At 71.8% G+C, this 25,013-nt stretch carries 29 protein-coding genes; 11 read left to right on the forward strand and 18 right to left on the reverse strand.

Translation table 11 applies throughout. The annotated features are described in order from the left end of the window. Positions 1–263 precede the first annotated feature (263 nt). Positions 264–851, forward strand: coding sequence for an SCO3374 family protein (locus AMK10_RS25080; protein ID WP_073750229.1), 588 nt, complete (start codon positions 264–266; stop codon positions 849–851). On the opposite strand, the gene AMK10_RS25085 is transcribed toward AMK10_RS25080, so the two are convergent. From AMK10_RS25085 to AMK10_RS25130, 10 genes are all read right to left on the reverse strand, one after another. Then, positions 830–1,165, reverse strand: a complete 336-nt coding sequence (locus AMK10_RS25085) for a histone-like nucleoid-structuring protein Lsr2 (RefSeq protein ID WP_073750230.1) — start codon at positions 1,163–1,165, stop codon at positions 830–832. The genes AMK10_RS25080 and AMK10_RS25085 overlap by 22 nt on opposite strands. A gap of 145 nt (positions 1,166–1,310) precedes the next feature. After that, on the reverse strand, positions 1,311–1,928 hold the full coding sequence (locus AMK10_RS25090; protein ID WP_241839679.1) for an amino-acid N-acetyltransferase: 618 nt from the start codon (positions 1,926–1,928) through the stop codon (positions 1,311–1,313). Positions 1,929–1,937: 9 nt separating this feature from the next. After that, complete coding sequence (locus tag AMK10_RS25095; RefSeq protein ID WP_073750231.1) at positions 1,938–2,372, reverse strand: BlaI/MecI/CopY family transcriptional regulator; 435 nt, start codon at positions 2,370–2,372, stop codon at positions 1,938–1,940. A 102-nt stretch (positions 2,373–2,474) separates the two neighbouring features. Further along, a complete protein-coding gene (locus AMK10_RS25100) occupies positions 2,475–2,654 on the reverse strand; it encodes a hypothetical protein (RefSeq protein ID WP_073750232.1) in 180 nt (59 codons plus the stop codon). A 75-nt stretch (positions 2,655–2,729) separates the two neighbouring features. Beyond that, positions 2,730–3,326, reverse strand: coding sequence for a hypothetical protein (locus AMK10_RS25105; protein WP_073750233.1), 597 nt, complete (start codon positions 3,324–3,326; stop codon positions 2,730–2,732). Positions 3,327–3,466: 140 nt separating this feature from the next. Next, positions 3,467–4,264 carry a type III pantothenate kinase gene (locus tag AMK10_RS25110; protein ID WP_073750234.1) on the reverse strand — a complete coding sequence of 266 codons (798 nt, stop codon included), beginning with the start codon at positions 4,262–4,264 and terminating at the stop codon, positions 3,467–3,469. After that, complete coding sequence (nadC, locus tag AMK10_RS25115) at positions 4,264–5,310, reverse strand: carboxylating nicotinate-nucleotide diphosphorylase (RefSeq protein WP_073750235.1); 1,047 nt, start codon at positions 5,308–5,310, stop codon at positions 4,264–4,266. The genes AMK10_RS25110 and nadC overlap by 1 nt, the downstream gene beginning before the upstream one ends. A gap of 2 nt (positions 5,311–5,312) precedes the next feature. Then, the gene (locus AMK10_RS25120; RefSeq protein ID WP_073750236.1) at positions 5,313–7,085 is read right to left on the reverse strand and encodes an L-aspartate oxidase; all 1,773 of its coding nucleotides are present in this window, start codon (positions 7,083–7,085) and stop codon (positions 5,313–5,315) included. After that, positions 7,082–8,095, reverse strand: coding sequence for a pantoate--beta-alanine ligase (gene panC / locus AMK10_RS25125; protein WP_073750982.1), 1,014 nt, complete (start codon positions 8,093–8,095; stop codon positions 7,082–7,084). Before panC ends, AMK10_RS25120 begins: the two co-directional genes overlap by 4 nt. A gap of 17 nt (positions 8,096–8,112) precedes the next feature. Next, complete coding sequence (locus AMK10_RS25130) at positions 8,113–9,087, reverse strand: Rossmann-like and DUF2520 domain-containing protein (RefSeq protein WP_073750237.1); 975 nt, start codon at positions 9,085–9,087, stop codon at positions 8,113–8,115. A gap of 166 nt (positions 9,088–9,253) precedes the next feature. Here AMK10_RS25130 and AMK10_RS25135 point away from each other — a divergent pair, with 166 nt between their 5' ends. After that, positions 9,254–10,399, forward strand: a complete 1,146-nt coding sequence (locus AMK10_RS25135; protein WP_073750238.1) for a threonine aldolase family protein — start codon at positions 9,254–9,256, stop codon at positions 10,397–10,399. A 15-nt stretch (positions 10,400–10,414) separates the two neighbouring features. Here AMK10_RS25135 and AMK10_RS37755 read toward each other — a convergent pair whose 3' ends face one another. After that, positions 10,415–10,573, reverse strand: a complete 159-nt coding sequence (locus tag AMK10_RS37755; protein WP_198959785.1) for a hypothetical protein — start codon at positions 10,571–10,573, stop codon at positions 10,415–10,417. A gap of 103 nt (positions 10,574–10,676) precedes the next feature. Between AMK10_RS37755 and AMK10_RS25140 the strand changes: the two genes are divergently transcribed. Continuing rightward, positions 10,677–11,789, forward strand: a complete 1,113-nt coding sequence (locus AMK10_RS25140) for a DUF5937 family protein (protein WP_073750239.1) — start codon at positions 10,677–10,679, stop codon at positions 11,787–11,789. A gap of 29 nt (positions 11,790–11,818) precedes the next feature. Here the strand turns inward: AMK10_RS25140 and AMK10_RS25145 are convergent, their stop codons facing one another. After that, positions 11,819–12,493: a response regulator transcription factor gene (locus AMK10_RS25145; RefSeq protein WP_073750240.1), complete on the reverse strand. Its 675-nt coding sequence runs from the start codon at positions 12,491–12,493 to the stop codon at positions 11,819–11,821. A 19-nt stretch (positions 12,494–12,512) separates the two neighbouring features. Then, positions 12,513–13,721, reverse strand: coding sequence for a sensor histidine kinase (locus AMK10_RS25150; RefSeq protein WP_073750241.1), 1,209 nt, complete (start codon positions 13,719–13,721; stop codon positions 12,513–12,515). Positions 13,722–13,817: 96 nt separating this feature from the next. On the opposite strand from AMK10_RS25150, the gene AMK10_RS25155 reads away from it, so the two are divergent. Continuing rightward, positions 13,818–14,870, forward strand: a complete 1,053-nt coding sequence (locus AMK10_RS25155) for an SAM-dependent methyltransferase (protein WP_241839680.1) — start codon at positions 13,818–13,820, stop codon at positions 14,868–14,870. Positions 14,871–14,905: 35 nt separating this feature from the next. Beyond that, entirely contained in the window at positions 14,906–16,048 is a 1,143-nt protein-coding gene (locus tag AMK10_RS25160) for an NADH-quinone oxidoreductase subunit D (RefSeq protein WP_073750242.1), read from the forward strand. A gap of 40 nt (positions 16,049–16,088) precedes the next feature. Here AMK10_RS25160 and AMK10_RS25165 read toward each other — a convergent pair whose 3' ends face one another. The 4 genes from AMK10_RS25165 to AMK10_RS25180 all read right to left on the reverse strand — a co-directional run bounded on the left by AMK10_RS25165 (position 16,089) and on the right by AMK10_RS25180 (position 19,667). Beyond that, positions 16,089–17,117, reverse strand: coding sequence for a hypothetical protein (locus AMK10_RS25165; protein ID WP_073750243.1), 1,029 nt, complete (start codon positions 17,115–17,117; stop codon positions 16,089–16,091). Between the two features lie 104 nt (positions 17,118–17,221). Then, positions 17,222–18,202 carry an ABC transporter substrate-binding protein gene (locus AMK10_RS25170; protein ID WP_073750244.1) on the reverse strand — a complete coding sequence of 327 codons (981 nt, stop codon included), beginning with the start codon at positions 18,200–18,202 and terminating at the stop codon, positions 17,222–17,224. 76 nt (positions 18,203–18,278) lie between these two features. Next, positions 18,279–18,953, reverse strand: a complete 675-nt coding sequence (locus tag AMK10_RS25175) for an ABC transporter permease (protein ID WP_073750245.1) — start codon at positions 18,951–18,953, stop codon at positions 18,279–18,281. 3 nt (positions 18,954–18,956) lie between these two features. After that, the gene (locus AMK10_RS25180; protein WP_073750246.1) at positions 18,957–19,667 is read right to left on the reverse strand and encodes an ABC transporter permease; all 711 of its coding nucleotides are present in this window, start codon (positions 19,665–19,667) and stop codon (positions 18,957–18,959) included. A 141-nt stretch (positions 19,668–19,808) separates the two neighbouring features. Between AMK10_RS25180 and AMK10_RS25185 the strand changes: the two genes are divergently transcribed. From AMK10_RS25185 to AMK10_RS25210, 6 genes are all read left to right on the forward strand, one after another. After that, positions 19,809–20,981, forward strand: coding sequence for a betaine/proline/choline family ABC transporter ATP-binding protein (locus AMK10_RS25185; protein WP_073750247.1), 1,173 nt, complete (start codon positions 19,809–19,811; stop codon positions 20,979–20,981). A gap of 185 nt (positions 20,982–21,166) precedes the next feature. Beyond that, on the forward strand, positions 21,167–22,027 hold the full coding sequence (folP, locus tag AMK10_RS25190; protein WP_073750248.1) for a dihydropteroate synthase: 861 nt from the start codon (positions 21,167–21,169) through the stop codon (positions 22,025–22,027). Next, positions 22,024–22,506 (forward strand): nuclear transport factor 2 family protein, encoded by a 483-nt coding sequence (locus tag AMK10_RS25195; RefSeq protein WP_073750249.1) that lies wholly within the window; start codon positions 22,024–22,026, stop codon positions 22,504–22,506. Before folP ends, AMK10_RS25195 begins: the two co-directional genes overlap by 4 nt. A 194-nt stretch (positions 22,507–22,700) precedes the next feature. After that, positions 22,701–23,060: a dihydroneopterin aldolase gene (gene folB / locus AMK10_RS25200; RefSeq protein ID WP_073750250.1), complete on the forward strand. Its 360-nt coding sequence runs from the start codon at positions 22,701–22,703 to the stop codon at positions 23,058–23,060. Then, the gene (gene folK / locus AMK10_RS25205; RefSeq protein WP_073750251.1) at positions 23,057–23,668 is read left to right on the forward strand and encodes a 2-amino-4-hydroxy-6-hydroxymethyldihydropteridine diphosphokinase; all 612 of its coding nucleotides are present in this window, start codon (positions 23,057–23,059) and stop codon (positions 23,666–23,668) included. The genes folB and folK overlap by 4 nt, the downstream gene beginning before the upstream one ends. A 93-nt stretch (positions 23,669–23,761) precedes the next feature. Beyond that, a complete protein-coding gene (locus AMK10_RS25210; protein WP_073750252.1) occupies positions 23,762–24,247 on the forward strand; it encodes a DUF3180 domain-containing protein in 486 nt (161 codons plus the stop codon). Positions 24,248–24,334: 87 nt separating this feature from the next. Here the strand turns inward: AMK10_RS25210 and folE are convergent, their stop codons facing one another. After that, positions 24,335–24,940, reverse strand: a complete 606-nt coding sequence (gene folE, locus AMK10_RS25215) for a GTP cyclohydrolase I FolE (RefSeq protein WP_073750253.1) — start codon at positions 24,938–24,940, stop codon at positions 24,335–24,337. Positions 24,941–25,013: the final 73 nt, after the last annotated feature.

A 25,013-nucleotide genomic window follows, 5' to 3' on the forward strand; every position in this document is an offset into this window, starting at 1 on the left:
TGTTCCCGCAGGCCAGGCAGATAGCCCTTTCGCCAGTACGCCGATGGCGAACGTGAGACGTTTTTGCCCGCGTGTCGCCCCTTCCCACTAGGGATGTCTTACCCGCACCCACCGACAGTCCATGCGGCGCACCCCCGTTTCCTCCGCTACGGGCGAACAACTTCGCGCCGCCGGATGCTCCCGCACCACCCTGGCGCGGGCACAGAGAGCAGTGGATCACGAACAGCGCGTAACCCGGGGACCGGTTCGGCGGTTCATCGGACATGGCTTCCCTCGTCCCGCCTCCCCGCCCGTCGCCGGAATCCGACGACTGCGCGCAGTGGTACGCCCGCGAGCTCGGCTGGGTCACGACGGGCACGTCGCCGGTGCGGCTGCCGACGGGGCTGCGCTTCGACGTGCTGGAGATGCCGGCCGCGGCGGGCCACGCGGCGCTGCGCCGGGTCCGGTGCACCGGTCCGGTGGCGATGGCGGGGCAACGGATGCGGCTGCTGGTGGCCGCGGGCAGCGCGGAGGAACTTCCCGGCCTGCTGGACTGGCTGGAGTGGGGCGGAATCACCCTCGACCTGTCCGCCGTCGGGCTCGGCGGGCACATCACGGCTCCACCGCCGCCCGGCGGGGCGGCGAAGGGCTCGCCGGGGGCCGCGTTCTGGCTGCGGCCCCCTGGGACGCGCCAGGAGGTGGAGCTGTCGCTCCCGGCCCTCGGCGGCCTCGGGAGCAGGGGTGGGGATGCTCCCGATCTCGTACGACTCGTGGACGCGGCGGCGACGGAATGCCACCGGGCCCGGCTCACGCACGCCCGGACGCACCTGTGGGCCCATCGGCCGACAGGTCAGCCGTTGGCCTTCTCGTAAGCCTCGCGGATCTCGGCCGGAACACGACCGCGGTCATTCACATTGTGGCCGTTCTCGCGCGCCCACCTACGGATCTCGGCGGTGTCCTTGTTGCCACCCGTAACGGCGCGGCCCTTGCCGCGGCCGGTCGCGGCGCGACCACCCGTGCGACGGCCACTCTTGGTGTACGGCTCAAGAAGACCACGGAGCTTGTCCGCGTTCGTCGTGGTGAGGTCGATCTCGTACGTCTTGCCGTCAAGAGCGAACGTCACGGTCTCGTCCGCCTCGCCGCCGTCGAGGTCGTCAACAAGAAGGACCTGAACCTTCTGTGCCACCGGATTTCCTTTCATCGAAAATGCAGTACGCGGAAAGGAAACCGCTTTTCCCGGGAAAACACAAACCCCTGGGAGAGGTTCAGGAGTGCAAGAAGACGGGAAACATGCGCGATTCGGACATAGGGGTTCCGGTCTCTTCCGCCGTTCACAGGTGCAGAAGCATCCGGCTGTTGCCCAAGGTGTTCGGCTTCACTCGTTCGAGACCCAGGAACTCGGCGACACCCTCGTCATAGGAACGCAGCAGCTCGCTGTAGACATCTCCGTCGACCGGTGTCTCTCCGATCTCGGTGAAGCCGTGTGCCGCGAAGAAGTCCACTTCGAAGGTGAGACAGAAAACCCTGCGTACACCGAGCCAGCGCGCGGTCTGCAAGAGCTTGTCCAGCACCTGGTGTCCGACTCCGGCGCCCTTGATGCCCGGATCGACGGCGAGAGTACGGACTTCGGCGAGGTCTTCCCACATCACATGCAGTGCGCCGCAGCCGATGACACGGGCGTCCTCGTCGCGTTCGGCGACCCAGAACTCCTGGATGTCCTCGTAAAGCGTCACCGTCGCTTTGTCGAGCAGGATGCCTTCGGAGACGTAGCCGTCAAGGAGTCCCCGGACGGAGACGACATCGCTCGTCCTGGCCCTGCGGACGGTGATGGCCGGCTTATTTACCGACGGGCCGGTATGAAGTTCTGCGCGAGACCCGGTTTCCGGGAGGGTATGAGCTCCGGTTTGCGACTCGCTGCGGTGTTCGGTTTGCGGTTGCTCTGAGGACATCCCCCGACGCTATCGCCCGCCCTCCTGGGGCGCTTCATCGGCCGCGGCCCCGTCATCCGGCCGGCTCTCGGACGGTTCCGGGAAGGTGGGCACGACGACCCGCATCGCATCCCGGAGAGCCTCGCGCTGCTCGGCGGACATCATGCCGAAGAAGGCGACCAGCGCGGCGGCCGGGTTGTCGCTCTGCGACCAGGCTTCGTTCATGAGCGCGGCCGCGTATGCGGCGCGGGTGGAGACGGCTGTATATCGATATGCCCGGCCGTCGACTTCCCGGCGCACCCAGCCCTTCTGATGGAGATTGTCCATTACCGTCATGACGGTCGTGTACGCGATGGACCGTTCCTGTTGAAGGTCCTCCAGAACTTCCCGCACCGTGACCGGGCGGTTCCATTGCCAGACCCGTGTCATCACGGCGTCTTCCAGCTCTCCCAATTGGCGAGGCACAGCGTCACCTTAGTGCTAAATGTCTGGAATGGGATATTTCTGGGACCGCAAAAGGGCGCACGGCTCCGGAGGAGCCGTGCGCCCTTCGTGCTCAGGTCCGGGTCAGACGCTCCCGGCCCGGGGAGCCTGCTCGGCCGACTCGGCACGGGCGATCGCCGCGTCCACCGCGGCGTCCTCCTTGGCCTTGTTGGGGCCGCCCTGGCTCTTGATGATCGTCATGACGAGACCGACGAAGAAGACGGCCATCACCACGGGGGGAACGAGCGCGGATACGTAGTCCATGCCCTCCAGGGTAGCGAGCCCGGCATTCCGGCCACTCCCGGGCACCCCTCGGGCGCGGCGGCCCTTCCCGGCGGCTCAGGACACCGCGCGCTCCTCCGGCTCAGGCGCCGGTACGGGCCTGCGGCGGGGCGGGAAGACCTCGGAGGGCTTGGGCATCGGGCGCTCACCGGGAGCGGCGGGGCGGGCCGGTACGGGAGGCCCCGAAGGGGTCCGGGGCCGCTCGGGCTCCTTGGCCGCCGACAGGCCCCCGGGGAGGGCCAGCAGCCGGCTGCGCGGCGCGGGTGCGGTGACGGGGATCGCCCGCCCGGCGAGGCGGGCCCGCACGGAACGCTCGGCGAGCACCTGGCAGCGCTCCAGGAGGGCCGCCGCGACCGGTCCGCCCCGCAGGGCGCGCAAGGCCGCCAGATCGTCGGGGCGGGGGTCGTAACCCGCCGCGAGGGCGTCCTGGAGGAGCTCCAGGTAGCCGCTGAGCGAGCCGGGGAGCGCTTCGCGGTAGCGGGCGAGATCGGCGAGGAGGAAGGCGCGCAGCCTGCCGGCCTCGCTCACCGCCTCGTCCACCGCACCCGCGAGCCGCAGGCAGTCCTGGACGTCATCTTCCGGCAGGGGCGTGGGGTGGAGGGCGTTGGCGAGAGCGCGTCGGAGCACTCGGAGCTCGTCCGCGCTGAACGCCATGCCGCCGCGTGATCCGTAGGGCGTGGGCATGAAGCGACAATACGTGCTAAATGGACAAAATCCGCTTAACTGGTCGCCCGGCGGCGCGCCGTCGAGCGCCGCACCGCCGGACCGTTCCCGCAGGTGACCGCGGGCGCGCCCTACATCCGGGCGAGGTTGCGCTCGTACACGAGGCGCAGCCCGATCAGCGTCAGCCACGGTTCGTGCTCGTCGATGACGGAGGAGTCCTTCAACACCATCGGAGCAAGGCCGCCGGTCGCGATGACGGTGACCTCGTCGGGGTCGGCCGCCAGCTCCTTCTTCATGCGCTCGACGACCCCGTCGATCTGGCCCGCGAAGCCGTACACGATGCCGGACTGCATGGCCTCGACCGTGTTCTTGCCGATCACGCTGCGGGGCCTGGCCAGCTCGATCTTGCGGAGCTGGGCCCCCTTCGCCCCGAGCGCCTCCACCGAGATCTCGATGCCGGGCGCGATCACACCGCCCGCGTACTCGCCGCGCGCCGACACCGCGTCGAAGGTGGTGGCGGTGCCGAGGTCCACGACGATCGCCGGGCCCCCGTAGAGCTCGACGGCGGCGACCGCGTTGACGATGCGGTCCGCGCCGACCTCCTTCGGGTTGTCCATCAGGACCGGCACGCCCGTCTTGACGCCCGGCTCCACCAGGACCGCGGGGACGTCGCCGTAGTAGCGGCGGGTGACCTCGCGGAGCTCGTGCAGCACGGCGGGGACGGTCGAGCAGATCGCGATGCCCTCGATGCCGTCGCCGAGTTCCATGCCGAGCAGCGGGTGCATGCCCATCAGGCCCTGGAGCAGGACGGCCAGCTCGTCGGCGGTGCGGCGGGCGTCGGTGGAGATCCTCCAGTGCTCGACGATCTCCTCGCCGTCGAACAGGCCGAGGACCGTGTGGGAGTTTCCGACGTCGATGGTGAGCAGCATCAGGCGACGGCCCCGTCGGTCGGTGCCGCGTCGCGGAAGTCCAGGCCGATGTCGAGGATCGGCGAGGAGTGCGTGAGCGCTCCGACGGCCAGGTAGTCGACCCCGGCGTCGGCGTAGGCCCGCGCGGAGTCGAGGGAGAGCCGGCCCGAGGACTCCAGCACGGCACGGCCGCCGACGAGGGCGACCGCCTCGGCGGTCGCGGAGGGGGTGAAGTTGTCCAGGAGGATCAGGTCGGCGCCCGCGTCGAGCACCTCGCGGACCTGCTCCAGGGTGTCGACCTCGACCTCGATCGCGAGCTCGGGGAACGCCTTCCTGACCCGGGTGAACGCCTCGGCGACACCGCCCGCGGCGATCACGTGGTTGTCCTTGACCAGCGCGGCGTCCACGAGCGACATGCGGTGGTTGACGCCGCCGCCGCAGCGCACGGCGTACTTCTCCAGCGCGCGCAGTCCCGGGGTCGTCTTGCGGGTGTCGCGGACCCTGGCCTTGGTGCCTTCGAGCACATCGGCCCAGGCGCGGGTCGCGGTCGCGATCCCCGAGAGCCGGCAGAGCAGGTTGAGCGCGCTGCGCTCGCCGGTGAGCAGGTCACGGGTGCGGGTGGTGACCGTGAGCAGCTTCTGGCCCGCCACGACGCGGTCGCCGTCCTCGACGTGGCGCTCGACCTCGAACTCGTCGGTACAGACGATGGAGAGGACGGCCTCGGCGACGCGCAGACCGGCGACCACGCCCGGCTCACGCGCGGTGAAGTCCCCGGTGGCGACGGCGTCCTCGGGGACGGTCGCGACGGTGGTGACGTCCTCGCCGCCGTCGAGGTCCTCCTCGATCGCCACATGGGCGATGTCCTCGACCTGGACCGGGTCCAGCCCGGCCTCGGCCAGGAGCTGGGCCAGCGCGGGGTCGAGGCCGCACTCCAGGCCGTCGGGGTCGTAGCCGTCACCGCAGCCGCAGCCGTCGCCGCAGCCGCCCCCGGACTCGGCGGGTGCGCCGATGTGGATCAGCGGTACGTCCACGGGCGTCGGGCGCGGATTCTCTTCGGGCGTGCTCACGGTTACGGCTCCTCGGGGGCGTCGGCGGGCTGGTTGCGGAGGCTGGTGGGCAGTGCGGAGTCTGCCGGTTCTCCGGCGCGTACGGGCGGGAACGCGGCACTGTCCGTCGTGCGGACGACGGGCCGGCGGTCCGGGGTGACGCGTACGACGAGGTGGCGGCGCCAGGCGTCGTCGTCGCGGTCCGGGAAGTCCTCGCGCCAGTGGCAGCCGCGGGTCTCCTCACGCTCCCCGGCGGCGGCGACGAGCACCCGCGAGACGAGCAGCAGGTTGGTCGCCTCCCACGCCTCCACGCCGGGCACGGCGTCCTTGGGGCCGTCGTTCTCGGCGTCGGCGGCCGCGCGCCGGAGCGCCTCCAGCTCCTCGGCCGCGGTGGCGAGACTGGCGGCGGAGCGGATCACTCCGGCGCCCCTGGTCATGATCCGCTGAATGGTGCCGCGGGACTCGGCGGTGAGCAGCGGGACGGTGCGCTCGCGGGAGAAGTCCACCATCGGTATGCCCGGGGCCGCGGCCCGCGGGCGGTCGGCGGCCTCCGCGCTGCTCGCGATGTCGGCCGCGATGCGCTCGGCGAAGACCAGGCCCTCCAGAAGCGAGTTGGACGCCAGCCGGTTCGCGCCGTGGACACCGGTGCAGGCGGCCTCTCCGCAGGCGTACAGGCCGGGAACGGTCGTACGGCCCGTGAGGTCCGTACGCACGCCACCCGAGGCGTAGTGCGCGGCGGGGGCCACCGGGATCGGCTCCGTCACCGGGTCGATGCCGTGGGTGCGGCAGGCCGCCAGGATCGTCGGGAAGCGCTTCTCCCACATCTCGGCACCGAAGTGGCGAGCGTCGAGATACATGTGCTCGGTGCCCTGGAGCTGCATCTGGCGGGTGATCGCCTTGGCGACGATGTCGCGGGGCGCCAGCTCGGCCAGCTCGTGCTGCCCGAGCATGAAGCGGGTCCCGGACGCGTCGACGAGGTGCGCGCCCTCGCCGCGCACCGCCTCGGACACCAGCGGCTGCTGACCCTCGGCACCGGCGCCGAGAAACAGGACGGTCGGATGGAACTGGACGAATTCGAGGTCGGAGATCTCGGCCCCGGCCCGCAGCGCGAGCGCCACCCCATCGCCCGTGGAGACCGGCGGATTGGTGGTGGCGGAGAAGACCTGGCCCATGCCGCCGGTGGCGAGCACCACCGCGGGAGCGCGGACGGCGCCGACCCCGTCGTGCTGGCCCTCGCCCATGACGTGCAGGGTGACGCCTTCGGTACGGCCTTCGGCGTCCGTGAGCAGGTCCAGGACCAGGGCGTTCTCGATGGTGCGCAGGGCTGCGGAGCGGACCGCGCCGACCAGGGCACGGGAGATTTCGGCCCCCGTCGCGTCGCCCCCGGCGTGCGCGATGCGACGGCGGTGGTGCCCGCCCTCGCGCGTCAGGGCGATGGCACCCGTCTCCGTGGTGTCGAAGTGGGCGCCCGTGCCGATCAGCCGGCGTACGGCGTCGGGGCCCTCGGTGACCAGGGCGCGCACCGCCGCCTCGTCGCAGAGCCCCGCCCCGGCGACCAGGGTGTCGTCGAGGTGCTGCTCCGGGGTGTCGCCCTCGCCGAGGGCCGCAGCGATGCCGCCCTGCGCCCAGCGGGTGGAACCGTCGTCGAGGCGGGCCTTCGTCACGACCACGGTCGCGAGGCCCGCCGCTGCGCAGCGCAGCGCGGTGGTGAGACCGGCCACGCCCGAGCCGACCACGACGACGTCCGCGTCGATGGCCCAGCCGGGGGCGGGGGCGGTCAGCCGTATTCCGGTCACGAGAGGGCTCCGAGGGTCAGCGGGATGTTGTCGATCAGGCGGGTGGCGCCCACCCGCGCGGCGACGGCGAGGATCGCCTCGCCGCTGACGCGGTCGTCCGGGATCTCGGTGAAGTCGGCCGGGTCCACGAGCGCCACGTAGTCCAGGACCAGCGGCACGTCCGCCTCGGCCGCCTCGTCCAGCACGGCACGGGCGGCGGACCGCACCGCCGCGGGGGCGACGGTCGGCCGGGCCAACGCCACCGCCTGGGTGTCGGCCGCCGCACGGGCCTCGCCGAGCCGGTTGAGGGCTGCGGCCCTGCCCTCGCGCTCCGGGACCGTCCGGGCGCGGGCGTGCAGCGCCTGCTGGGCGGCCAGCCGGTCGCGTGCTGCGAACAGCGCCCTGGGCAGCGCCAGCGCGGTGTGGCGCTCCTCGGGGGTGAGGAAGCGATTGCGGCTGGAGAGCGCGAGGCCGTCCGGGTCGCGGACGGTCGGTACGGCGACGATGTCGATGCCGAAGTTGAGGTCGCGCACCATGCGGCGGACCAGTGCGAGCTGCTGGGCGTCCTTCTGTCCGAAGAACGCCGCGTCCGGCCGGGTGAGGTGCAGGAGCTTGGCGACGACGGTGAGCATGCCGTCGAAGTGCCCGGGGCGGTGGGCACCTTCCAGCCGCTCTCCCATGGGGCCCGAGGTGATCCTGACCTGGGGGTCGCCACCGGGGTAGACCTCGTCGACGGAGGGGGCGAAGACCGCGTCGGCCCCGGCCTCCGAGGCGAGGGCGAGGTCGGCCTCCAGGGTGCGGGGGTAGCGGTCGAGGTCGGCCGCCTCGCCGAACTGGAGCGGGTTGACGAAGACGGTGACGACGACCTGGCCGTCGGGTCCCGCCGCGGTCCGCGCGGCGCGGATCAGGGTGGCGTGGCCCTCGTGGAGCGCGCCCATCGTCATGGCGACGCAACGGCGTGCCCCGGGGGCGCGGCCGAGGGCGTCCAGCTCGGCCGCGGTGTTCAGCAGGATGGCGGGGCGGGCGTTCATCGGCTCGGGTGCGCTGTTCATCGGCTCTCCCCCGGTCCGGACTCGTCCGGGCCGTGTGTTCCGTTCGTTCCGTGCACGGCGTTGCTGTCGGAGAGGACGCCGAGGAGGTCCTCCGCGAGCTCCGCCTTGAGCAGCCCGTGGTCCAGCGCCCGGTCGGCCGTGGCGCGGGCCATGGCGACATATCCGGCCACCGTCTGCGGGGCGTGCCGGCGCAGCTCGCGGATGTGCGCGGACACCGTCCCCGCGTCTCCCCGGGCGACGGGCCCGGTCAGCGCGGCGTCGCCGGAGCGCAGGGCGTTGTCGAGGGCGGCGCCGAGCAGCGGGCCGAGCATCCGGTCGGGGGCGCCCACACCGGCCTTCCGGAGCAGCTCCATGGACTGCGCGACCAGGGTGACCAGGTGGTTCGCGCCGAGGGCGAGCGCGGCGTGGTAGAGCGGCCTGGACTCCTCGGCGACCCATTCGGGCTCGCCGCCCATCTCGATGACGAGCGCCTCCGCGGCGAGCCTGAGCTCCTCGGGGGCGGTGACCCCGAAGGAGCAGCCGGCCAGCCGCTGGACGTCGACGGAGGTGCCGGTGAAGGTCATCGCCGGATGCAGCGCGAGCGGGAGGGCTCCGGCCCTCAGCGCGGGGTCGAGCACCTTCGTCCCGTAACGCCCGGAGGTGTGGACGATCAGCTGGCCCGGACGCACGGCGCCGGTCTCGGCGAGGCCTTCGACCAGGCCGGGCAGCGCGTCGTCGGGGACGGTCAGCAGCACGAGATCGGCCCGTGCGAGGACCTCGGCGGGGGTCACCAGGGGCACGTCGGGGAGCAGGGCGGCGGCCCTGCGCACGGATGCGTCGGAGACGCCCGACACCGCGACCGGGCGGTGTCCGGCGAGCTGCAGCGAGGCGGCGAGGGCGGGGCCGACACGGCCCGCGCCGACGACTCCGACGGCGAGGCGGGCGGGGCGGTCCCTCGCGTCGAGGGGGTCCTTGGAAACTGATGCGTTCACGCGGCGATGGCCTTCCGTTCCAGTCCGCGGGGGGTACCGGACGATTCCTCTGCATGCTACGCCAGCGTTTCCGTACACCCACCGATCGTCCACACCCTGTGGATAACTTCCGGCGGCGAGGGGACCCGCGGTGGGCGGTGCCGGTTGTCCGGGTGATGATCGTCCCATGGCAGTCACCGATGAGCAGAAGCAGCGCAACCGCAGGCTGACCGCGTGGCAGCGGTCCGGGAAGGTCCTGGCGCGGGCCTCCGCCGACCACACGCTGGCCGAGCGGCTGACCACGCTCGCCGCCGGAGCCGGCACCGTCCACGACCTGGACGAGTGGACCGATGTGTACGGGGACGGGGTCGTCGCCGAGGTCGAGCGGCGCACCGCCGATCTGCTGGGCATGGAGGCCGCGGCGTTCTTCCCGACCGGGACGATGGCCCAGCAGATCGCCCTACGGTGCTGGGCGGGGCGTACGGGCAGTCCGGTCGTCGCGCTGCATCCGCTGGCCCACCCCGAGGTGCACGAGCGCTCCGCCCTCACCTCGCTGAGCGGACTGCGCACGGTGCATCCCACGAGCGCTCCCCGCCAGGCGACGGCGGAGGAGATCCGGGACTTCCCCGAGCCGTTCGGCACGCTCATGGTGGAGCTGCCCCTGCGCGACGCCGGTTTCGTCCTGCCCTCCTGGGAGGAGCTGGAGGCCTCCGTGGCCGCCGCGCGGGAGCGGGACGCCGTGGTGCATCTGGACGGGGCGCGGCTCTGGGAGTGCGCGTCGCACTTCGGGCGCGGGCTGCCGGAGATCGCCGCGCTCGCCGACAGCGTGTACGTGTCGTTCTACAAGTCCCTGGACGGCATGTCCGGTGCGGTGCTCGCCGGGCCCGAGTCGCTGATCGAGGAGGCCAGGACCTGGCGCCACCGCTACGGCGGGCAGGTCTTCCAGCAGTATCCGGCCGCCCTCTCCGCCCTGCTGGGCCTGGAGCGGGAACTGCCGAGGCTGCCGTCGTACGTGGCCCACGCCAAGGTGGTCGCCGGGGCGCTCTCGGAGGGCCTGGCCGCGTCGTCGGTGCCGTGGTTCCGGGTGCACCCGGAACCGCCGCACACCCACCAGTTCCAGGTCTGGCTGCCGTACGCCGCGGAGGTACTGGACGAGGCGTCGGTGCGGCAGGCCGAGGAGACGGGCGTGACGCTCTTCCGCCGCTGGTTCGCTGCGCCGTCCGGTCCGCCCGGGCTCTCGTTCACCGAGGTCACGGTGGCGGCTCCAGGGCTGGAGTGGACGGCCGGCGACGTGAAGGAGGCGGTGGCGGAGTTCACCGCACGGCTCGCGTAGGGGGGGTGCCGCGGATCACGCGAGGGGCGGCCTGTGGGCGGCCGCCCAGGCGCGGATGCGCCTGCGGATGCCGCGCAGGACGTCCCGGTCGTGCCTGCCGGGCAGCGGTGGCGGCACCTCGCCGTGCTGCGCGGCCCGATAGCTGTCGAGCATGTGCTGCTGAACGATGTCCATGGATCCAGCCTGACCCCGCCCCGCCGGCTCCGCCCGTGGATTGACGGCTGCGGTCAAGTGGCGGGGACCCCGCTCCGGCACCCCGCACTATGGAGGGGTGAGCGTGCACATCGACATCGCGGGTCTGCCTCCCGAACGCATCGTTTTCGCGACCTCCCCTCTGGCAGAGCTGGGGCTGGCCCTGCACGCGCTCTCCGAGCCCGGGCACCACCCCGGTCTGCACGGCTGGGCGACCGCGACCTCCGCCGCCCTGGAGCCGGACCTCGCGGACCGGCTGACCGAGGCGGAGTTCCTGTGGCGGAACACGTTCTCCGACATCTTCATGCCGTTCGCCGGCGTCCCGGGCGGCGACGGCAGGACCGGCGCGACCCTCGCCGAGGACCTGGACATCCTCGACAAGCTGGACGACGAGCGGTTCGTCTCGGCCGCCCTGGAGTTCACCTGCACCAGCCTCTACGGGACGGGCGCGCCCTCACCGCTCGGCGACGCACCGATGCGGACCCGCGCGCTGGACATGGCGGCGGCCAGGGGACCCAAGCCGCTGGCCTTCACCCGCCAGCTGCTGGCCGACCCCGTCTCCGTGCGCGGCTGGGTCCGGCGGCTCTTCGAGGACTGCGACCAGGCCTTCTTCTCCGACACCTGGCAGCGCGCCCAGGTCCAGCTGGCGACCGATGCCCGGCACAAGACGGAGGTGCTGCGCCGCAAGGGCCTCGCCGCGGCACTGGACGCGGTCTCCGCGGCCCTGTCACTGGACGAGCAGGCCGGCAGGATCAGCGTCGACAAGCTGACCACGGGCCGCACCGAGGCCACGGGGTCCGCCGCCGGCACCGGTCTCACCCTCATCCCGACCAGCTTCGGCTGGCCGCATCTGATGGTGCTGCACGCCCCCGGCTGGCGCCCGGTGATCCAGTACCCGGTGCACCGCCCCGAGCTGCCCTCCCCCGCGTCCGTCGAGCTGCTCCAGCTCCGGATGGAGGCGCTGGCCCACCCGATGCGGATGCGGATCTGTCGCAACCTGGCCCGTTCCCCGTACACCACGGGCGAACTCGCCGCGTCGCACGGCATCACACCGCCCGAGGTCTCCCGCCATCTGGCCGTGCTCAAGAAGGCCGGGCTCGTCACCACCCGCAGGCGCGGCCGGTACGTCCTGCACGCGCTGGACCTGACCGTGGTGGCCCGGCTGGGCAGCGACTTCCTGGAGGGCGTGCTGCGGTGAGCCGCGGCCTACGCGTGCGCGGGTGAGCGTCAGCCCGCCCCGCCACCGGCCCTGACCAGTCCCGTCTCGTAGGCGAGGACGACGACCTGGACGCGGTCGCGCAGCCCCAGCTTGGTGAGGATGCGGCCGACGTGCGTCTTCACGGTCGCCTCGGAGAGCACCAGCCGGGCCGCGATCTCGCCGTTCGACAGTCCCTGGGCGACCAGCAGCATCACTTCGCGCTCGCGCTCCGTCAGCTTCCCCACATGCTTGTTCCGCGGTTCCTCCGTGCTGCTCGGCAGCATCGGCGAGAAGCGGTCGAGCAGCCGGCGGGTCGTGGACGGGGCCACGACGGCGTCGCCGCTGTGCACCGAGCGGATCGCGGAGAGCAGCTCGCCGGGCGGCACGTCCTTGAGCATGAACCCGCTGGCGCCCGCCTTCAGGCCGGAGAAGGCGTACTCGTCCAGATCGAACGTGGTCAGGATCAGCACCTTGGGCGGATCGGTCCGCGCGCAGATGCGCCGGGTCGCCTCGACGCCGTCCAGCCGCGGCATGCGCACGTCCATCAGCACCACGTCGACCGCCGTGGAGTCGAGCACCTCGATCGCCTCGGCCCCGTCGCCCGCCTCCGCGACGACCTCCATGTCCGGCTGTGCGGCGAGCACCATCCGGAACCCGGTGCGCAGCAGCACCTGGTCGTCGACGAGCATCACGCGGATCGCCATGAGGTGTCCTGTCCTTCCTTCACTGGTTGGCCGGCTTGAGCGGGAGCAGTGCGCTGATCCGGAAGCCGCCGCCCTGGCGGGGGCCCGCGTCCAGCGTGCCGCCGACCATGCCGACCCGCTCGCGCATGCCGATCATTCCCTGACCCGCGCCGTCGATCCCGCCGTCCTGGTACAGCTCGTGCGGCGCCCCCCGGCCGTCGTCCTCGACGAGGAGGCCGAGCCCGTCGTCGAAGTAGACGAGCCGCACGCTCGCCCCGGCGTCCGGGCCGCCGTGCTTGCGGGTGTTAGTGAGGGCTTCCTGGACGATGCGGTACGCGGTCAGCTCGACCCCGCTCGGCAGCGGACGCGGAGTGCCCTCGATCCTGAAGTCCACGGCGAGGCCGGTCTCCCTGACCTTGCCCACGAGTTCCTCGATCTGCTCGACATCGGGCTGGGGGACGTACTCCCCGCTCTCCTCGGCGTCCCCGGTCCTCAGCACGCCGAGCAGCCGCCGCATCTCCGCGAGTGCCTGGCGCCCGGTGCTGGAGATGGTCTCCAGTGCCTGGCGGGCCTGATCCGGGGACGCGTCCATGACATACGCGGCGCCGTCGGCCTGGACCACCATCACCGAGACGTTGTGCGCGACGACATCGTGCAGTTCACGGGCGATACGGGCGCGTTCGGCGGCCACGGCCACCTTCGACTGAGCCTCGCGCTCGCGCTCCAGCCTGGCGGCGCGCTCCTCCAGCTGGCTGAAGTAGGCCCGCCTGGTGCGTATCGAGTCACCGAGCACCCAGGCCAAGACGAACGGCACGGTCATGATGACGACGTAGCCGAGCGACTGGGCCCAGCCGCCGTACGGTGCGTCGTCGGGCCAGCGCAGCCGCGAGATCCCCGCCGCGGCCAGGCTGCATCCGAGGGCGAGCCGGGACGCCCACCGCTCGCCACCCGTGGCGACGGTGTAGGTGATCACCAGCATGGCGAAGTCCGCCACATCCGGCCGCACGCCGAACAGCAGCTGGGCGACGCCCATCAGGATCGCGAGCAGCAGCATCCTCTCCGGTGCCCGGCGGCGCAGCGCGACCACGACGCAGAGTCCGACGGCGATCGGCACGGCGGCGACGCGCTCCGGGCCGCCACCGACCTGGCCGGCCACGATGGACACGCCGGAGAACCCGAGGAGGACGACAGCCCAGAGGATGTCGACGCCCGTCGGGTGTCTGCGGATGAAATCGTAGAAGCGCTGCACGTTACCCAGCGTAGGGACAGCTGATCGGTACCAGGGTCAGCCGGAGGGCCGATCCGGATCCTGGGACCGTACTCCCCAAGGTGGAGACTTGCCTACGTGACGTATGACTGGTGCCGATGGCGGGAAGCCGCGGAGTCCGCTTTGTACGGTGCCGAGGGCTTCTACCGGCGCCCGGAGGGCCCTGCGGGCCATTTCCGCACATCGGTGCACGCCTCCCCGCTGTTCGCGACCGCCGTCGCCCGGCTGCTGGCCGCCACGGCCGGGGAGCTGGGCACGGACTCCGTCGACCTGGTGGATGTGGGGGCGGGCCGCGGCGAGCTGGTGTCCGGGGTGCTGGCGGCGCTGCGGGACGGCTCCCTCGCTCCGGGGCTCACCGTGCGGGCGTACGCCGTGGAGATCGCCCCGCGCCCGCCGGGCCTGGATCCCGCCGTCGAGTGGTGCGCCGAACTCCCCCGGGGCGCACGGGGGCTGCTGTTCGCCAACGAGTGGCTGGACAACGTCCCGACCGATGTCGCCGAGGCCGACGCCGACGGGGTGGCCCGCTACGTCCTCGTGCGGAGCGACGGCGCCGAGCGGCTGGGCGATCCGGTGACCGGGGCCGACGCCCGGTGGCTGAGCCGCTGGTGGCCGCTGTCCCGGCCCGGTGACCGCGCGGAGATCGGCAGGCCGCGCGACGAGGCCTGGGCCGGGGCCGTCGCCTCCCTGGACTCCGGGACCGCCGTGGCGGTGGACTACGCGCATGTCCGTGCGGCACGGCCGCCGTTCGGGACGCTCACGGGTTTCCGGGAGGGCCGCGAGGTGAAGCCGGTACCCGACGGCGGCTGCGACCTGACCTCCCACGTCGCCCTGGACGCGTGCGCGGCGGCGGCCGGGGGCACCGCCGAACTGCTGGACCAGCGGACGGCACTGCGCGAACTGGGCGTCAGCGGTGAACGGCCGCCGCTGGCGAGGGCGTCGGCGGACCCCGCCGGCTACGTGCGGGCGCTCGCGGCGGCGGGCGAGGCCGCGGAGCTCACGGCGCGGGGCGGTCTGGGCGACTTCGGCTGGCTGCGGCAACGGGTCACCGACCGCGAGGAGGGCCGGCGGCGGCAGGCCCCGGGCCCGGACGAGGGACAGGGACGGCGGTTCACGGACCGCGAGGAGGGATAGCGGGGCCCGGATGGCGAGGGGGGATACTGTCCCGCATGACGGAGACGACGATCGGCATCGGCGGCGCGGCGGAGAGCACCGACATGGTGCTGAACATCGGTCCCCAGCACCCCTCCACGCACGGTGTGCTCCGGCTGCGGCTCGTGCTGGACGGCGAGCGGATCCAGCAGGCGGAGCCGGTCATCGGCTACATGCACCGCGGCGCGGAGAAGCTCTTCGAGGCCCGGGACTACCGCCAGATCATCATGCTCGCCAACCGCCACGACTGGCTGTCGGCGTTCTCCAACGAGCTCGGGGTCGTCATGGCCGTCGAGCGCATGCTCGGCATGGAGGTCCCGGAGCGCGCCGTCTGGACGAGGACGCTGCTCGCGGAGCTGAACCGGGTCCTGAACCATCTGATGTTCCTCGGCTCCTACCCCCTCGAACTCGGCGGGATCACACCGATGTTCCACGCGTTCCGGGAGCGCGAGGAGCTCCAGGCCGTGATGGAGGAGGTCTCCGGCGGCCGGATGCACTACATGTTCAACCGGGTCGGCGGCCTCAAGGAGGACCTGCCCGCGGGCTGGCTCGGCCGGGCCAGGGACGCCGTGGCGTCGGTGCGTTCACGGATGGACGTGTACGACCGGCTGGTGCTCGGCAACGAGATCTTCCGGGGCCGCACCCGCGGGGTGGGCGTGCTGTCCGCCGAGGCCGTGCACGCCTACGGGGTCTCCGGGCCGATCGCCCGGGCCTCGGGGGTCGACTTCGACCTGCGCCGGGACGAGCCGTATCTCGCGTACGGGGAGCTGCGGGACACGCTCAAGGTCGTCACCCGGACCGAGGGCGACTGCCTGGCCCGCTTCGAATGCCTGCTGGAGCAGACGCACAACGCGCTGGACCTGGCCGACGCCTGCCTGGACCGGATGGCGGACCTGGCTCCCGGGCCCATCAACCAGCGGCTGCCCAAGGTGCTGAAGGCTCCGGAGGGGCACACCTACGCCTGGACCGAGAACCCGCTCGGCATCAACGGCTACTACCTGGTCTCCACGGGCGAGAAGACCCCGTACCGGCTGAAGCTGCGCTCCGCCTCGTACAACAACATCCAGGCGCTGACCGAGCTGCTGCCGGGCACGCTGGTCGCCGACATGGTGGCGATCCTCGGATCGCTCTTCTTCGTCGTCGGGGACATCGACAAGTAGCCCCGTCCCGCTCCGCCTCGCTCCGGCGGAGCCGCGGTCGCTACGAGGAGATCGCTCTCCGCAGCCCGACGACATCCAGCTGCTCGGTGTCGTCGTGTGCCGTCAGGTCGATGACCTTGCCGACCGCGCGGTTCTCGGCCGTGCCTGTGCGGTGCGCCGCCAGCGCCTCCTCGCCCACCACGTCCGCGAGGTCCTCGTTCTGCACGGACTCGATGGCGGCGTTCGCCTTCTGCGTCCCGAAGAAGTCGAAGCTTCCCTGCGGGACGAGGTGGCGGCGGGCCGCGGCGTACGGGACGACCGCGGAAGCCGCGGGCACGGCGCGGGGCGGGCGCACGGGGGCGGGCGACAGCTTCGGGGCGGGCAGGGCGGCCTGGGTACGGCGGTGCTGGAGGTCACCCGCTCCGGCGACCGCCGCGTGCTTCCCCTTCGGGCCGTTTCCCTCCGTGTCCCGTTCCGCGGCGCGCTCGGCGAGATCGCGCTTCCTGGCCAGCTCGGCGGTGCGGCGGGCCTCCTGGAGCGCCGCGTTCCGCGAGAGGTCCTGGAGTGCCTGGGCGGCCCTCAGATAGGCCCCGGGGGTCGGTGTGGAGCTCGCGGGAAGCAGCTCGCGCGGAGCGGACGCCTCGATGGCGAGCTGCCTGCGGCCCTCCAGCGCGCTGGCCCGCTCGGTCTCGGCGTTGGCGTACCGGCGCAGCAGCGCCGCGTGCTCGTTCCGCAGCCCGGCGAGCTCCACGCGCTTGCGGCGCAGCTTGGTCTCCAGCCGGACGCGCAGTTCCCGTGATTCCTCGAGGTCGGCCTCGACCTCGGCTATGCGCTCCTCGGTCTTCCACTCGTCGCTGGCCCGCGCCCGGGTCAGCTCCGCCACACGCAGCCCGGCGGCCCGGTCCCAGCTGCGCATCAACCAGGCACCGGTGACGGCGGCGGCCGCCGTCACGGCCACCAGGGCGCGCAAAGCCTGCGGTTCCGCGAGGAGCCAGGCGCCGGCGGCACAGACGACCGGCACTCCGGCCAGCACGGCGGGCGGCAGGATTCTGTGAAGGGGCGGCGAATGGCGGTGGCGTCCTCGTGGCATGGCCCGAAATTTACCGTGCGTACGAGCCACTTGGGAGGCCGCCCGGCAATCTGTTCCCCGCCGGTTACCTTGCGGCCTCTCAAGTGGCCCTTCGATACGCCCTTTTACTTCTTGATCAAGCCCTTCGACCGGAGATAGTCCGCGGCCGCATCGGCGGGCTTGGCGCGCTCTGCGTCGACCTTGCGGTTGAGTTCCGCGAGGTCCTTCGTGGTGAGTACGCCGGTGAGCTTCGCCAGCGTCTCCGCGATCTCCGGGGCGCCCGCGTCCTTGGCATTGACAACCGGAAGGACGTTGTCCGCATTCTGGAGCTTCTTGTCGTCCTCCAGGAACACCAGCCCGTAAGGGTCGAGCACCGCGTCCGTGGTGGTCGTGAGGACCAGCTGGTCCTTGCCGTCCTTGACGGCCTGCTTGGACTGCGGCGTGCCGACACCCTTGGGATCGATGCCGGTGACGTCGATGCCGTACGTCTTCTTCAGTCCGGGAGCGCAGAACGGGCGCACCTCGCACTCGTCACCCGCGGCGATCTTCACCTTGATCTTCGAGGCGCCGAGATCGGAAAGCGTCTTCAGGCTGTTCTTGTCGGCGAATTCCTTCGTCACCGCGAAGGCGTTCTGGTCGACCGCCTCGCCCGCCGGAAGGACCTTCAGCCCGAGCGGGGTGGCGAGCTTCTCCAGGGCCGCCACCGTGGCCGCCACGTCACCCGAGGCGACCGGGTTCTTGCCCGCCTCGTCCGCGCCGTTGACCTTGGCGTTGAGGAATTCCGCGAGGGTCGCCGCGTATTCCGGTACGACGTCGATCTCGCCCTTCTCCAGGGAGGGTTCGTAGAGTTCGCGGTTCTTCACCGTGGTGATCGAGGCGTCGTATCCGGCGTCGCCCAGAATCTGCGCGTACAGCTCGGCCAGCACCTTCGACTCGGTGAAGGCGGCGGCGCCCACGACGAGCGAGCCCTTCTTGGAGCCGGCGCCCGAACCCGCGTCCGAGCCGCCCTTCTCGTTCTCCAGGCTGTCGCCGCCGCAGGCCGCGAGCGACCCTGCCAGCGCGACCACGCCGATGACCGCACCCGCTATGCGCGAGGTCCTGCTCATGGTGTTCTCCGTCCGGGAAAAATGGTGTGCACAGTGCGAAAGAGTCCGCGCGTTCCTACGGTCCCGCGGCGGCCGTTCATACGGTCCTGCGGCGGCGCAGGGGCGACAGCAGCCGGTCCAGCACCACGAGCGCGCCCTCCACGACCAGGGCCAGCAGGGCGACCAGCACGGCGCCCGCGAAGACCTGCGCCGTGTCGTAGGTGTTGAATCCGGCGGTGATGATCCGGCCGAGGCCGCCGAGCCCGACCATCGCGGCGATGGAGGCGGTCGCGACCACCTGTACGGCGGCGGACCGGAGACCGGTCATGATCATCGGGTAGGCGAGGGGGAGCTCGACGCGCACGAACAGCTGCCCGCCGGACATCCCCATCCCCCGAGCCGCCTCCAGCACCGACCGGTCGACCTCCCTCATCCCGACGTAGGCGTTCGTCAGCAGCGGGGGCACCGCGAAGAGCACCAGCGCGATGACCGTGGGCAGATAGCCGGAGTTACGCAGGGGCGTCATCATGAAGAGGGCCAGCACCGCGAACACCGGGACCGCCCGCCCCACGTTGGAGACGTTGACCGCCAGCGCGCCGCCCTTGCCGACGTGGCCCAGCCAGAGGGCGACCGGCAGGGCGAGGGCACAGGCCACCGCGAGGGCGATCCCGCTGACGTAGAGATGCTCCGCCAGGCGCTGGGCCGCCCCGCCGTCCCCCGACCAGTTGGAGCCGGTGGTCAGCCAGGTCCACGCGTCTTGGATGACTCCCATGGGTCAGGCCGCCTCCGTCTTCGCGATGCCCGGCCCCGCGGACGGCGTCCGTATCCGGGTCCACGGCGTGAGCAGACGCTGCACGCCGAGCAGCAGCAGGTCCGCGGCCACCGCGAGCAGCACGCAGAGCACGGATGCTGTGAGCACCTGGGCCTTGAAGAAGCTGGGCAGGGCGTCCTCGATGAGGTTGCCGAGGCCGCCCTTGCCGACGAGCGAGCCGACCGTGGTCAGCGCGACCGTCGACACCGTGGCGATGCGCAGCCCGGCCATCAGCGCGGGGAGCGCCAGGGGGAGTTCGACCTCCCAGAGGAGCCGGGCGGGGCCGTAGCCCATACCCTTCGCGGCTTCCCTGGCCTCCTGGGGCACCGCTTCGAGGCCGGCCAGGATGTTGCGCACGAGGATGGTCAGCGAATAGAGCACCAGACCCGTGACGACGAGCGCCGCCGACAGCCCGAAGAGCGGCAGCAGCAGCGAGAACATCGCCAGCGAGGGCACGGTGTAGAGCACGGTGGTCAGCCCCAGCACCGGTCCCGCGAAACGCCTTCCGCGGCGCGCGAGCAGGGCGAGCGGAAATGCCACCGCGAGCCCTATCAGCACGGAGACCCCCGTGATCCAGATGTGCTGGACGGTCGCCTCGGTCAACTCGTGGCTGCGGGAACGCAGATACTCCCCGCAGATCCAGTCGTTCGCCACCAGGCAGTTCTGCTCGGCCATCCGTCCCCCACCTCCCGTTTGCCCTCGCGGCGCCGTCACGGCTTCTTCTCCGGCGACCCTATCCCCGAGCACCGACAATCGCCGAGGCTGTCGTATTCCGGCAACATGGCCTTCACAGAACCCGCGTCACAATGGGGAATCATGATCCGTTTCGAGCACGTCACCAAGCGGTACGAGGACGGCACCACCGCCGTCGACGACCTTTCCTTCGAGGTCGCCGACGGTGAACTGGTCACGCTCGTCGGACCTTCCGGCTGCGGCAAGACGACCACCATGAAGATGGTGAACCGTCTGATCGAACCGACCGAGGGCCGGATATTCCTCGACGGGGACGACATATCCGCCATCGACCCCGTGCAACTCCGGCGCCGCATCGGCTATGTGATTCAGCAGGTCGGCCTTTTCCCGCACAAAACGGTCCTGGAGAACACGGCGACCGTGCCCCATCTCCTGGGCTGGAAGCGGGGAAAGGGAAAGGAGCGCGCCGCCGAACTGCTCGATCTGGTCGGACTGGATCCTTCCGTCTACGGCGGCCGCTATCCCGAGCAGCTTTCCGGCGGCCAGCGCCAACGCGTGGGCGTGGCAAGGGCCCTGGCGGCAGATCCGCCCGTCCTGCTGATGGACGAGCCTTTCGGCGCGGTCGACCCCGTCGTGCGGGAGAGGCTGCAGAACGAATTCCTGAAACTCCAGGCACAGGTCCGCAAGACCGTCCTGTTCGTCACCCACGACATCGAGGAGGCCGTCCGGCTCGGCGATCGCATCGCCGTCTACGGGCAGGGCCGCATCGAGCAGTTCGACACCCCCGCCACCGTGCTCGGCGCTCCGGCGACCCCGTACGTCGCCGACTTCGTCGGGGCCGACCGCGGCCTGAAGCGGCTCTCGGTCACTCCGGTCGAGGAGAGCGACCTGGACCAGCCGCCGGTCGTCCACCTCGACGACCCGCTGGCGACGGCGACCGAGCGGCTGCGGGCGGACGGCGCGCGCTGGGCGGTCGTCCTGGACGGCCAGGACAACCTGCACGGCTGGATCCCGGCGGGCGACGCGGCGACCGCGAAGGGCACGGTCCGCGAGCACGCCCGGCGCATGGAGGCGTGGCTTCCGCTCGGCGCGCCGCTCAAGCAGGCCTTCGCCACGATGCTCCAGCACGACGCGGGCTGGATCGCCGTCATCGACGAGGAGGGCACCGGCCGCTTCCTCGGCGTGCTCACCCCGGCCCGGCTCCACGAGGCACTGCGCCGCTCGATCGACGCCGACGCGCAGGACGTGCCGCGCGCCGAGGTCGCCGTGGAGACCGTGGCGGGCGTCGGCGCCTGAGGACCTGGCGCACGGCCAATCGGGGGGCCGTCCGACCGACCCCGGGGCGGGCGGGATCCTCCGGGCGCGGCCGGTCCCGGAGCGGGCGGATTCTTCGGGTGCGGCCGGTCCCGGAGCGGGCGGATCCTTGGGGTGCGGGACGGGTCCGGCAGGGGACGGCCCCTCACCGGGCCTAGGCTGGTCGCATGAGTACGTTGCGAGGACGGGGCACAGTACGGGGTCTGCCGGAGTGGGACCGCTGCGCGGTCATGGGGGTCGTCAATGTGACGCCCGACTCCTTCTCCGACGGAGGCCACTGGTTCGACACCACGGCTGCGATCAAGCACGGCCTCGAACTGGTGGCCGAAGGGGCGGATCTCGTCGACGTCGGCGGTGAGTCGACGCGCCCCGGCGCGAGCAGGGTGGACGAGGCGGAGGAGCTCCGGCGGGTGATCCCCGTCGTGCGGGGTCTGGCCTCCGAGGGCGTGACCATCTCCGTGGACACCATGCGCGCCAGCGTCGCCGAACAGTCCGTGGCCGCCGGTGCGGCCCTGGTCAACGACGTGAGCGGCGGCCTGGCCGACCGGGACATGATCCGGGTGGTAGCCGCGGCCGGAGTGCCGTTCGTCGTCATGCACTGGCGCGGATTCAGCGAGTCGATGAACAGCCGGGCGGTCTACGAGGACGTCGTGGGGGAGGTCGTGGCGGAGCTCCGCGAACGGATGGACGCCGTGATCGAGGGCGGGGTGGACCCCGAGAAGCTGGTGATCGACCCCGGTCTGGGCTTCGCCAAGGACGCGTCGCAGGACCTGGCGCTCGTCGCGCACCTGGACCGGCTGCGCGATCTGGGCAGGCCGCTGCTCGTCGCCGCCTCCCGCAAGCGTTTCCTCGGCCATGTCCTGGCGGGCGGGGACGCCACCCCGCCGCCGGCCCGTGAGCGGGACGCCGCGACGGCCGCGATCTCCGCCCTCTCCGCGAACGCGGGCGCCTGGGCGGTCCGGGTCCACGCTGTGCGGCCCACGGCCGACGCGGTGCGGGTCGCCCGCGCCGTCGAAGGAGCCGCGTGAGCGCCGCGCGCGACGAGCACGAGGAGGCCGCCGCCGACATCGCGGCCGTCGAGCAGGCCAACACCGACTTCTACGAGGCGATGGAGCGCGGCGACTTCGACGCGCTCTCCGGCCTCTGGCTGCCGGGCGAGGACCTCACCGTCTCCTGTGTCCATCCGGGCTGGCCGGTGCTCACGGGCCGCGGTGAGGTGCTGCGGAGCTACGCGCTGATCATGGCGAACACGGAGTACATCCAGTTCTTCCTGACCGATGTCGGCGTCTCGATGACCGGTGACACCGCGCTGGTGACCTGCACCGAGAACATCCTCAGCGGCGGCCCGGCGGAGGACGGCAACGCGCTCGGCCCGCTGGTCGGCCAGCTCGTCGTCGCCACCAATGTGTTCCGGCGCACACCGGAGGGCTGGAAGCTGTGGTCCCACCACGGCTCCCCCGTACTGGCCGAAACCGGCGAGGAAGAGGACGAAGAACCGTCCTCCTGAACGGCCCGGACGCGTCGCGGGGATTGGTCCGGGCGATCACGGGGTATACGCCGCTACCAACCCCATGCCGTGCCGGCCCGCATCCCCCGCGGGCAGGCACTGTCGGTGCTCGCGGGTAGATTCGAAAGACGGCACCTTTCCGCCCGCACGCGGACGGGTGCCTCCAGAGACGACGAACAGCAGGAGTGATTCGCGTGGATCGTGTCGCGCTGCGCGGCCTCAAGGCCCGTGGGCACCACGGTGTCTTCCCCAAGGAACGGGAAGAGGGCCAGACCTTCATCGTGGACCTGGTGCTCGGCCTCGACACCCGCCCCGCGGCAGCCGCCGACGACCTGACGAAGACCGTTCACTACGGCGTGGTCGCGGAAGAGGTGGTCGACGTCGTCCAGGGTGAGCCGGTCGACCTGATCGAGACCCTCGCGGAACGCATCGCGCAGCAGTGCCTCAAGCACGAGGGGGTCGAGGAGGTCGAGGTCGTCGTCCACAAGCCGGACGCCCCGATCACCGTCCCCTTCGACGACGTGACCATCACCATCACCCGGAGCCGAGCATGACTGCATTTTCCACCGAAGGGCAGAGCGACCCGACCGTACAGCCGGTTCCCGCCGCCGTGGTCGAGCAGGTCGACGCCGCGGACGTCACCCTCTCCAACCCCAAACGCGCCGTGATCTCCCTCGGCTCGAACCTCGGCAACCGGCTGGAGACGCTCCAGGGCGCCATCGACGCCCTGGAGGACACCCCCGGGCTGCGGGTCAAGGCCGTCTCCCCGGTCTACGAGACGGAGCCCTGGGGCGTCACTCCCGGCTCCCAGCCGTCGTACTTCAACGCGGTGATCGTCGTGAAGACGACCCTGCCCCCCTCTTCCCTGCTGGAGCGCGGCCAGGCCATCGAGGAGGCCTTCGACCGGGTCCGCGAGGAGCGCTGGGGCCCGCGCACGATCGACGTCGACATCGTGTCGTACGCCGACGTGGTCTCCGACGACCCGCTGCTCACCCTTCCGCACCCGCGCGCCCACGAGCGCGCCTTTGTGCTCGCCCCCTGGCACGACGTGGACCCGGAGGCCCAGCTGCCCGGCGCGGGACCGGTCTCCGATCTGCTGACCGGAGTCGGCCGCGAAGGAGTGCTTCCCCGGCCCGACCTGGAACTCCGTCTGCCCGAGTAGTCGTTAGGCTCGGGGGCGAACGAAACGGCGACGGCACGGGTGGACGACCCGCGCCGGACGGCACGGCCACGGCGGCGAAGGGCGGCACTCTCGGTGAAGCAACTACGGCTCGGTCTCCTGGCCGGAATCTTCGCCGGAGCCGGCGTGCTGTCCTGGGGCGCGGCGCGCCTCTGGGACGCCCTGGGGACCCTGCCGAGCGTGCCGCTCGCCGCTCCCATCGTGCTGGCCGCGATCGCCGTCGTCCTGCTGGCCACGGCCCTGTCCATCAGGGCACGGCTGCGCGCCCAGCGGGAGCGGCGCCCGGGCGCGAAGGGAGTCGAGCCGCTGATGGCCGCCCGGGCCCTGGTCTTCGGCCAGGCGAGCGCGCTCGTCGCCGCACTGGTCGCCGGGATGTACGGCGGCACGGGTGTCTTCCTGCTCGGCTCCCTCGATGTCCCGCCCCGCCGGGATCAGGCCATCTACGCGGGCTTCGCGGTGCTGGCGGGCGTCGCGGTCGTCGCCGCCGCCTTCTTCCTGGAGCGCGTCTGCAAGCTACCCGAGGACGGCGACAACGACCGGAACACGGCCCAGGCCGCCTAGCGGCCCGGACCGCCTGGAGGCCCGGACCGCCTGGAGGCCCGGACCACCTGTGAAGGCCCAGGCCGCCTAAAGGCTTCTCCTCCGCGCTCAGCGCGCCATGATGAGGCTCATGGCCTCGGCGCGCGTGGCCGGATCGCGCAGCTGTCCGCGGACCGCAGAGGTGATCGTCTTGGCTCCGGGCTTGCGGATGCCGCGCATCGACATGCACATGTGCTCGCACTCCACGACCACGATGACCCCGCGCGGCTCCAGGATCGCCATCAGGGACTCGGCGATCTGCGTGGTGAGCCGTTCCTGCACCTGCGGCCGGCGGGCGTAGACGTCGACCAGCCGTGCCAGCTTCGACAGCCCCGTGATCTTGCCCGAGGTCGCCGGGATGTAGCCGACGTGCGCGACACCGTGGAACGGCACCAGGTGGTGCTCGCAGGTGCTGAACACCTCGATGTCCTTGACCAGCACCATCTCGTCGTGACCGAGGTCGAACGTCGTCGTCAGGACGTCCTCGGGCTCCTGGTGGAGGCCGGCGAATATCTCCTTGTACGCGCGTGCCACCCGGCCCGGGGTCTCCAGCAGGCCCTCGCGGTCCGGGTCCTCACCGACCGCGATGAGGAGTTCCCGCACGGCGGCCTCGGCCCGCTTCTCGTCGAATACGCCGATCGAACCCTGCCCGTCGAACGTCACCGGGTCGGTCATCTGTGCCTCGTTCCTCTGTGCAGTCACACGCGCAGCCCGCCGGGACCTCACACGATGCGGCAGGCATGGCGCA

The sequence above is a fragment of the Streptomyces sp. CB02058 genome (genome assembly GCF_001905505.1).
Taxonomy (GTDB): Bacteria; Actinomycetota; Actinomycetes; order Streptomycetales; family Streptomycetaceae; genus Streptomyces.

What these genes read in the sequence shown, in the direction of transcription:
- AMK10_RS25080 (WP_073750229.1), top strand. Translation starts at nt 264, where the DNA reads ATGGCTTCCCTCGTCCCGCCTCCCCGCCCGTCGCCGGAATCCGACGAC.
- AMK10_RS25090 (WP_241839679.1), bottom strand. Translation starts at nt 1,928, where the DNA reads ATGTCCTCAGAGCAACCGCAAACCGAACACCGCAGCGAGTCGCAAACC.
- AMK10_RS25100 (WP_073750232.1), bottom strand. Translation starts at nt 2,654, where the DNA reads ATGGACTACGTATCCGCGCTCGTTCCCCCCGTGGTGATGGCCGTCTTC.
- AMK10_RS25105 (WP_073750233.1), bottom strand. Translation starts at nt 3,326, where the DNA reads ATGGCGTTCAGCGCGGACGAGCTCCGAGTGCTCCGACGCGCTCTCGCC.
- AMK10_RS25110 (WP_073750234.1), bottom strand. Translation starts at nt 4,264, where the DNA reads ATGCTGCTCACCATCGACGTCGGAAACTCCCACACGGTCCTCGGCCTG.
- panC (WP_073750982.1), bottom strand. Translation starts at nt 8,095, where the DNA reads ATGAACGCCCGCCCCGCCATCCTGCTGAACACCGCGGCCGAGCTGGAC.
- AMK10_RS25135 (WP_073750238.1), top strand. Translation starts at nt 9,254, where the DNA reads ATGGCAGTCACCGATGAGCAGAAGCAGCGCAACCGCAGGCTGACCGCG.
- AMK10_RS37755 (WP_198959785.1), bottom strand. Translation starts at nt 10,573, where the DNA reads ATGGACATCGTTCAGCAGCACATGCTCGACAGCTATCGGGCCGCGCAG.
- AMK10_RS25145 (WP_073750240.1), bottom strand. Translation starts at nt 12,493, where the DNA reads ATGGCGATCCGCGTGATGCTCGTCGACGACCAGGTGCTGCTGCGCACC.
- AMK10_RS25160 (WP_073750242.1), top strand. Translation starts at nt 14,906, where the DNA reads ATGACGGAGACGACGATCGGCATCGGCGGCGCGGCGGAGAGCACCGAC.
- AMK10_RS25165 (WP_073750243.1), bottom strand. Translation starts at nt 17,117, where the DNA reads ATGCCACGAGGACGCCACCGCCATTCGCCGCCCCTTCACAGAATCCTG.
- AMK10_RS25170 (WP_073750244.1), bottom strand. Translation starts at nt 18,202, where the DNA reads ATGAGCAGGACCTCGCGCATAGCGGGTGCGGTCATCGGCGTGGTCGCG.
- AMK10_RS25175 (WP_073750245.1), bottom strand. Translation starts at nt 18,953, where the DNA reads ATGGGAGTCATCCAAGACGCGTGGACCTGGCTGACCACCGGCTCCAAC.
- AMK10_RS25180 (WP_073750246.1), bottom strand. Translation starts at nt 19,667, where the DNA reads ATGGCCGAGCAGAACTGCCTGGTGGCGAACGACTGGATCTGCGGGGAG.
- AMK10_RS25185 (WP_073750247.1), top strand. Translation starts at nt 19,809, where the DNA reads ATGATCCGTTTCGAGCACGTCACCAAGCGGTACGAGGACGGCACCACC.
- folP (WP_073750248.1), top strand. Translation starts at nt 21,167, where the DNA reads ATGAGTACGTTGCGAGGACGGGGCACAGTACGGGGTCTGCCGGAGTGG.
- folK (WP_073750251.1), top strand. Translation starts at nt 23,057, where the DNA reads ATGACTGCATTTTCCACCGAAGGGCAGAGCGACCCGACCGTACAGCCG.
- folE (WP_073750253.1), bottom strand. Translation starts at nt 24,940, where the DNA reads ATGACCGACCCGGTGACGTTCGACGGGCAGGGTTCGATCGGCGTATTC.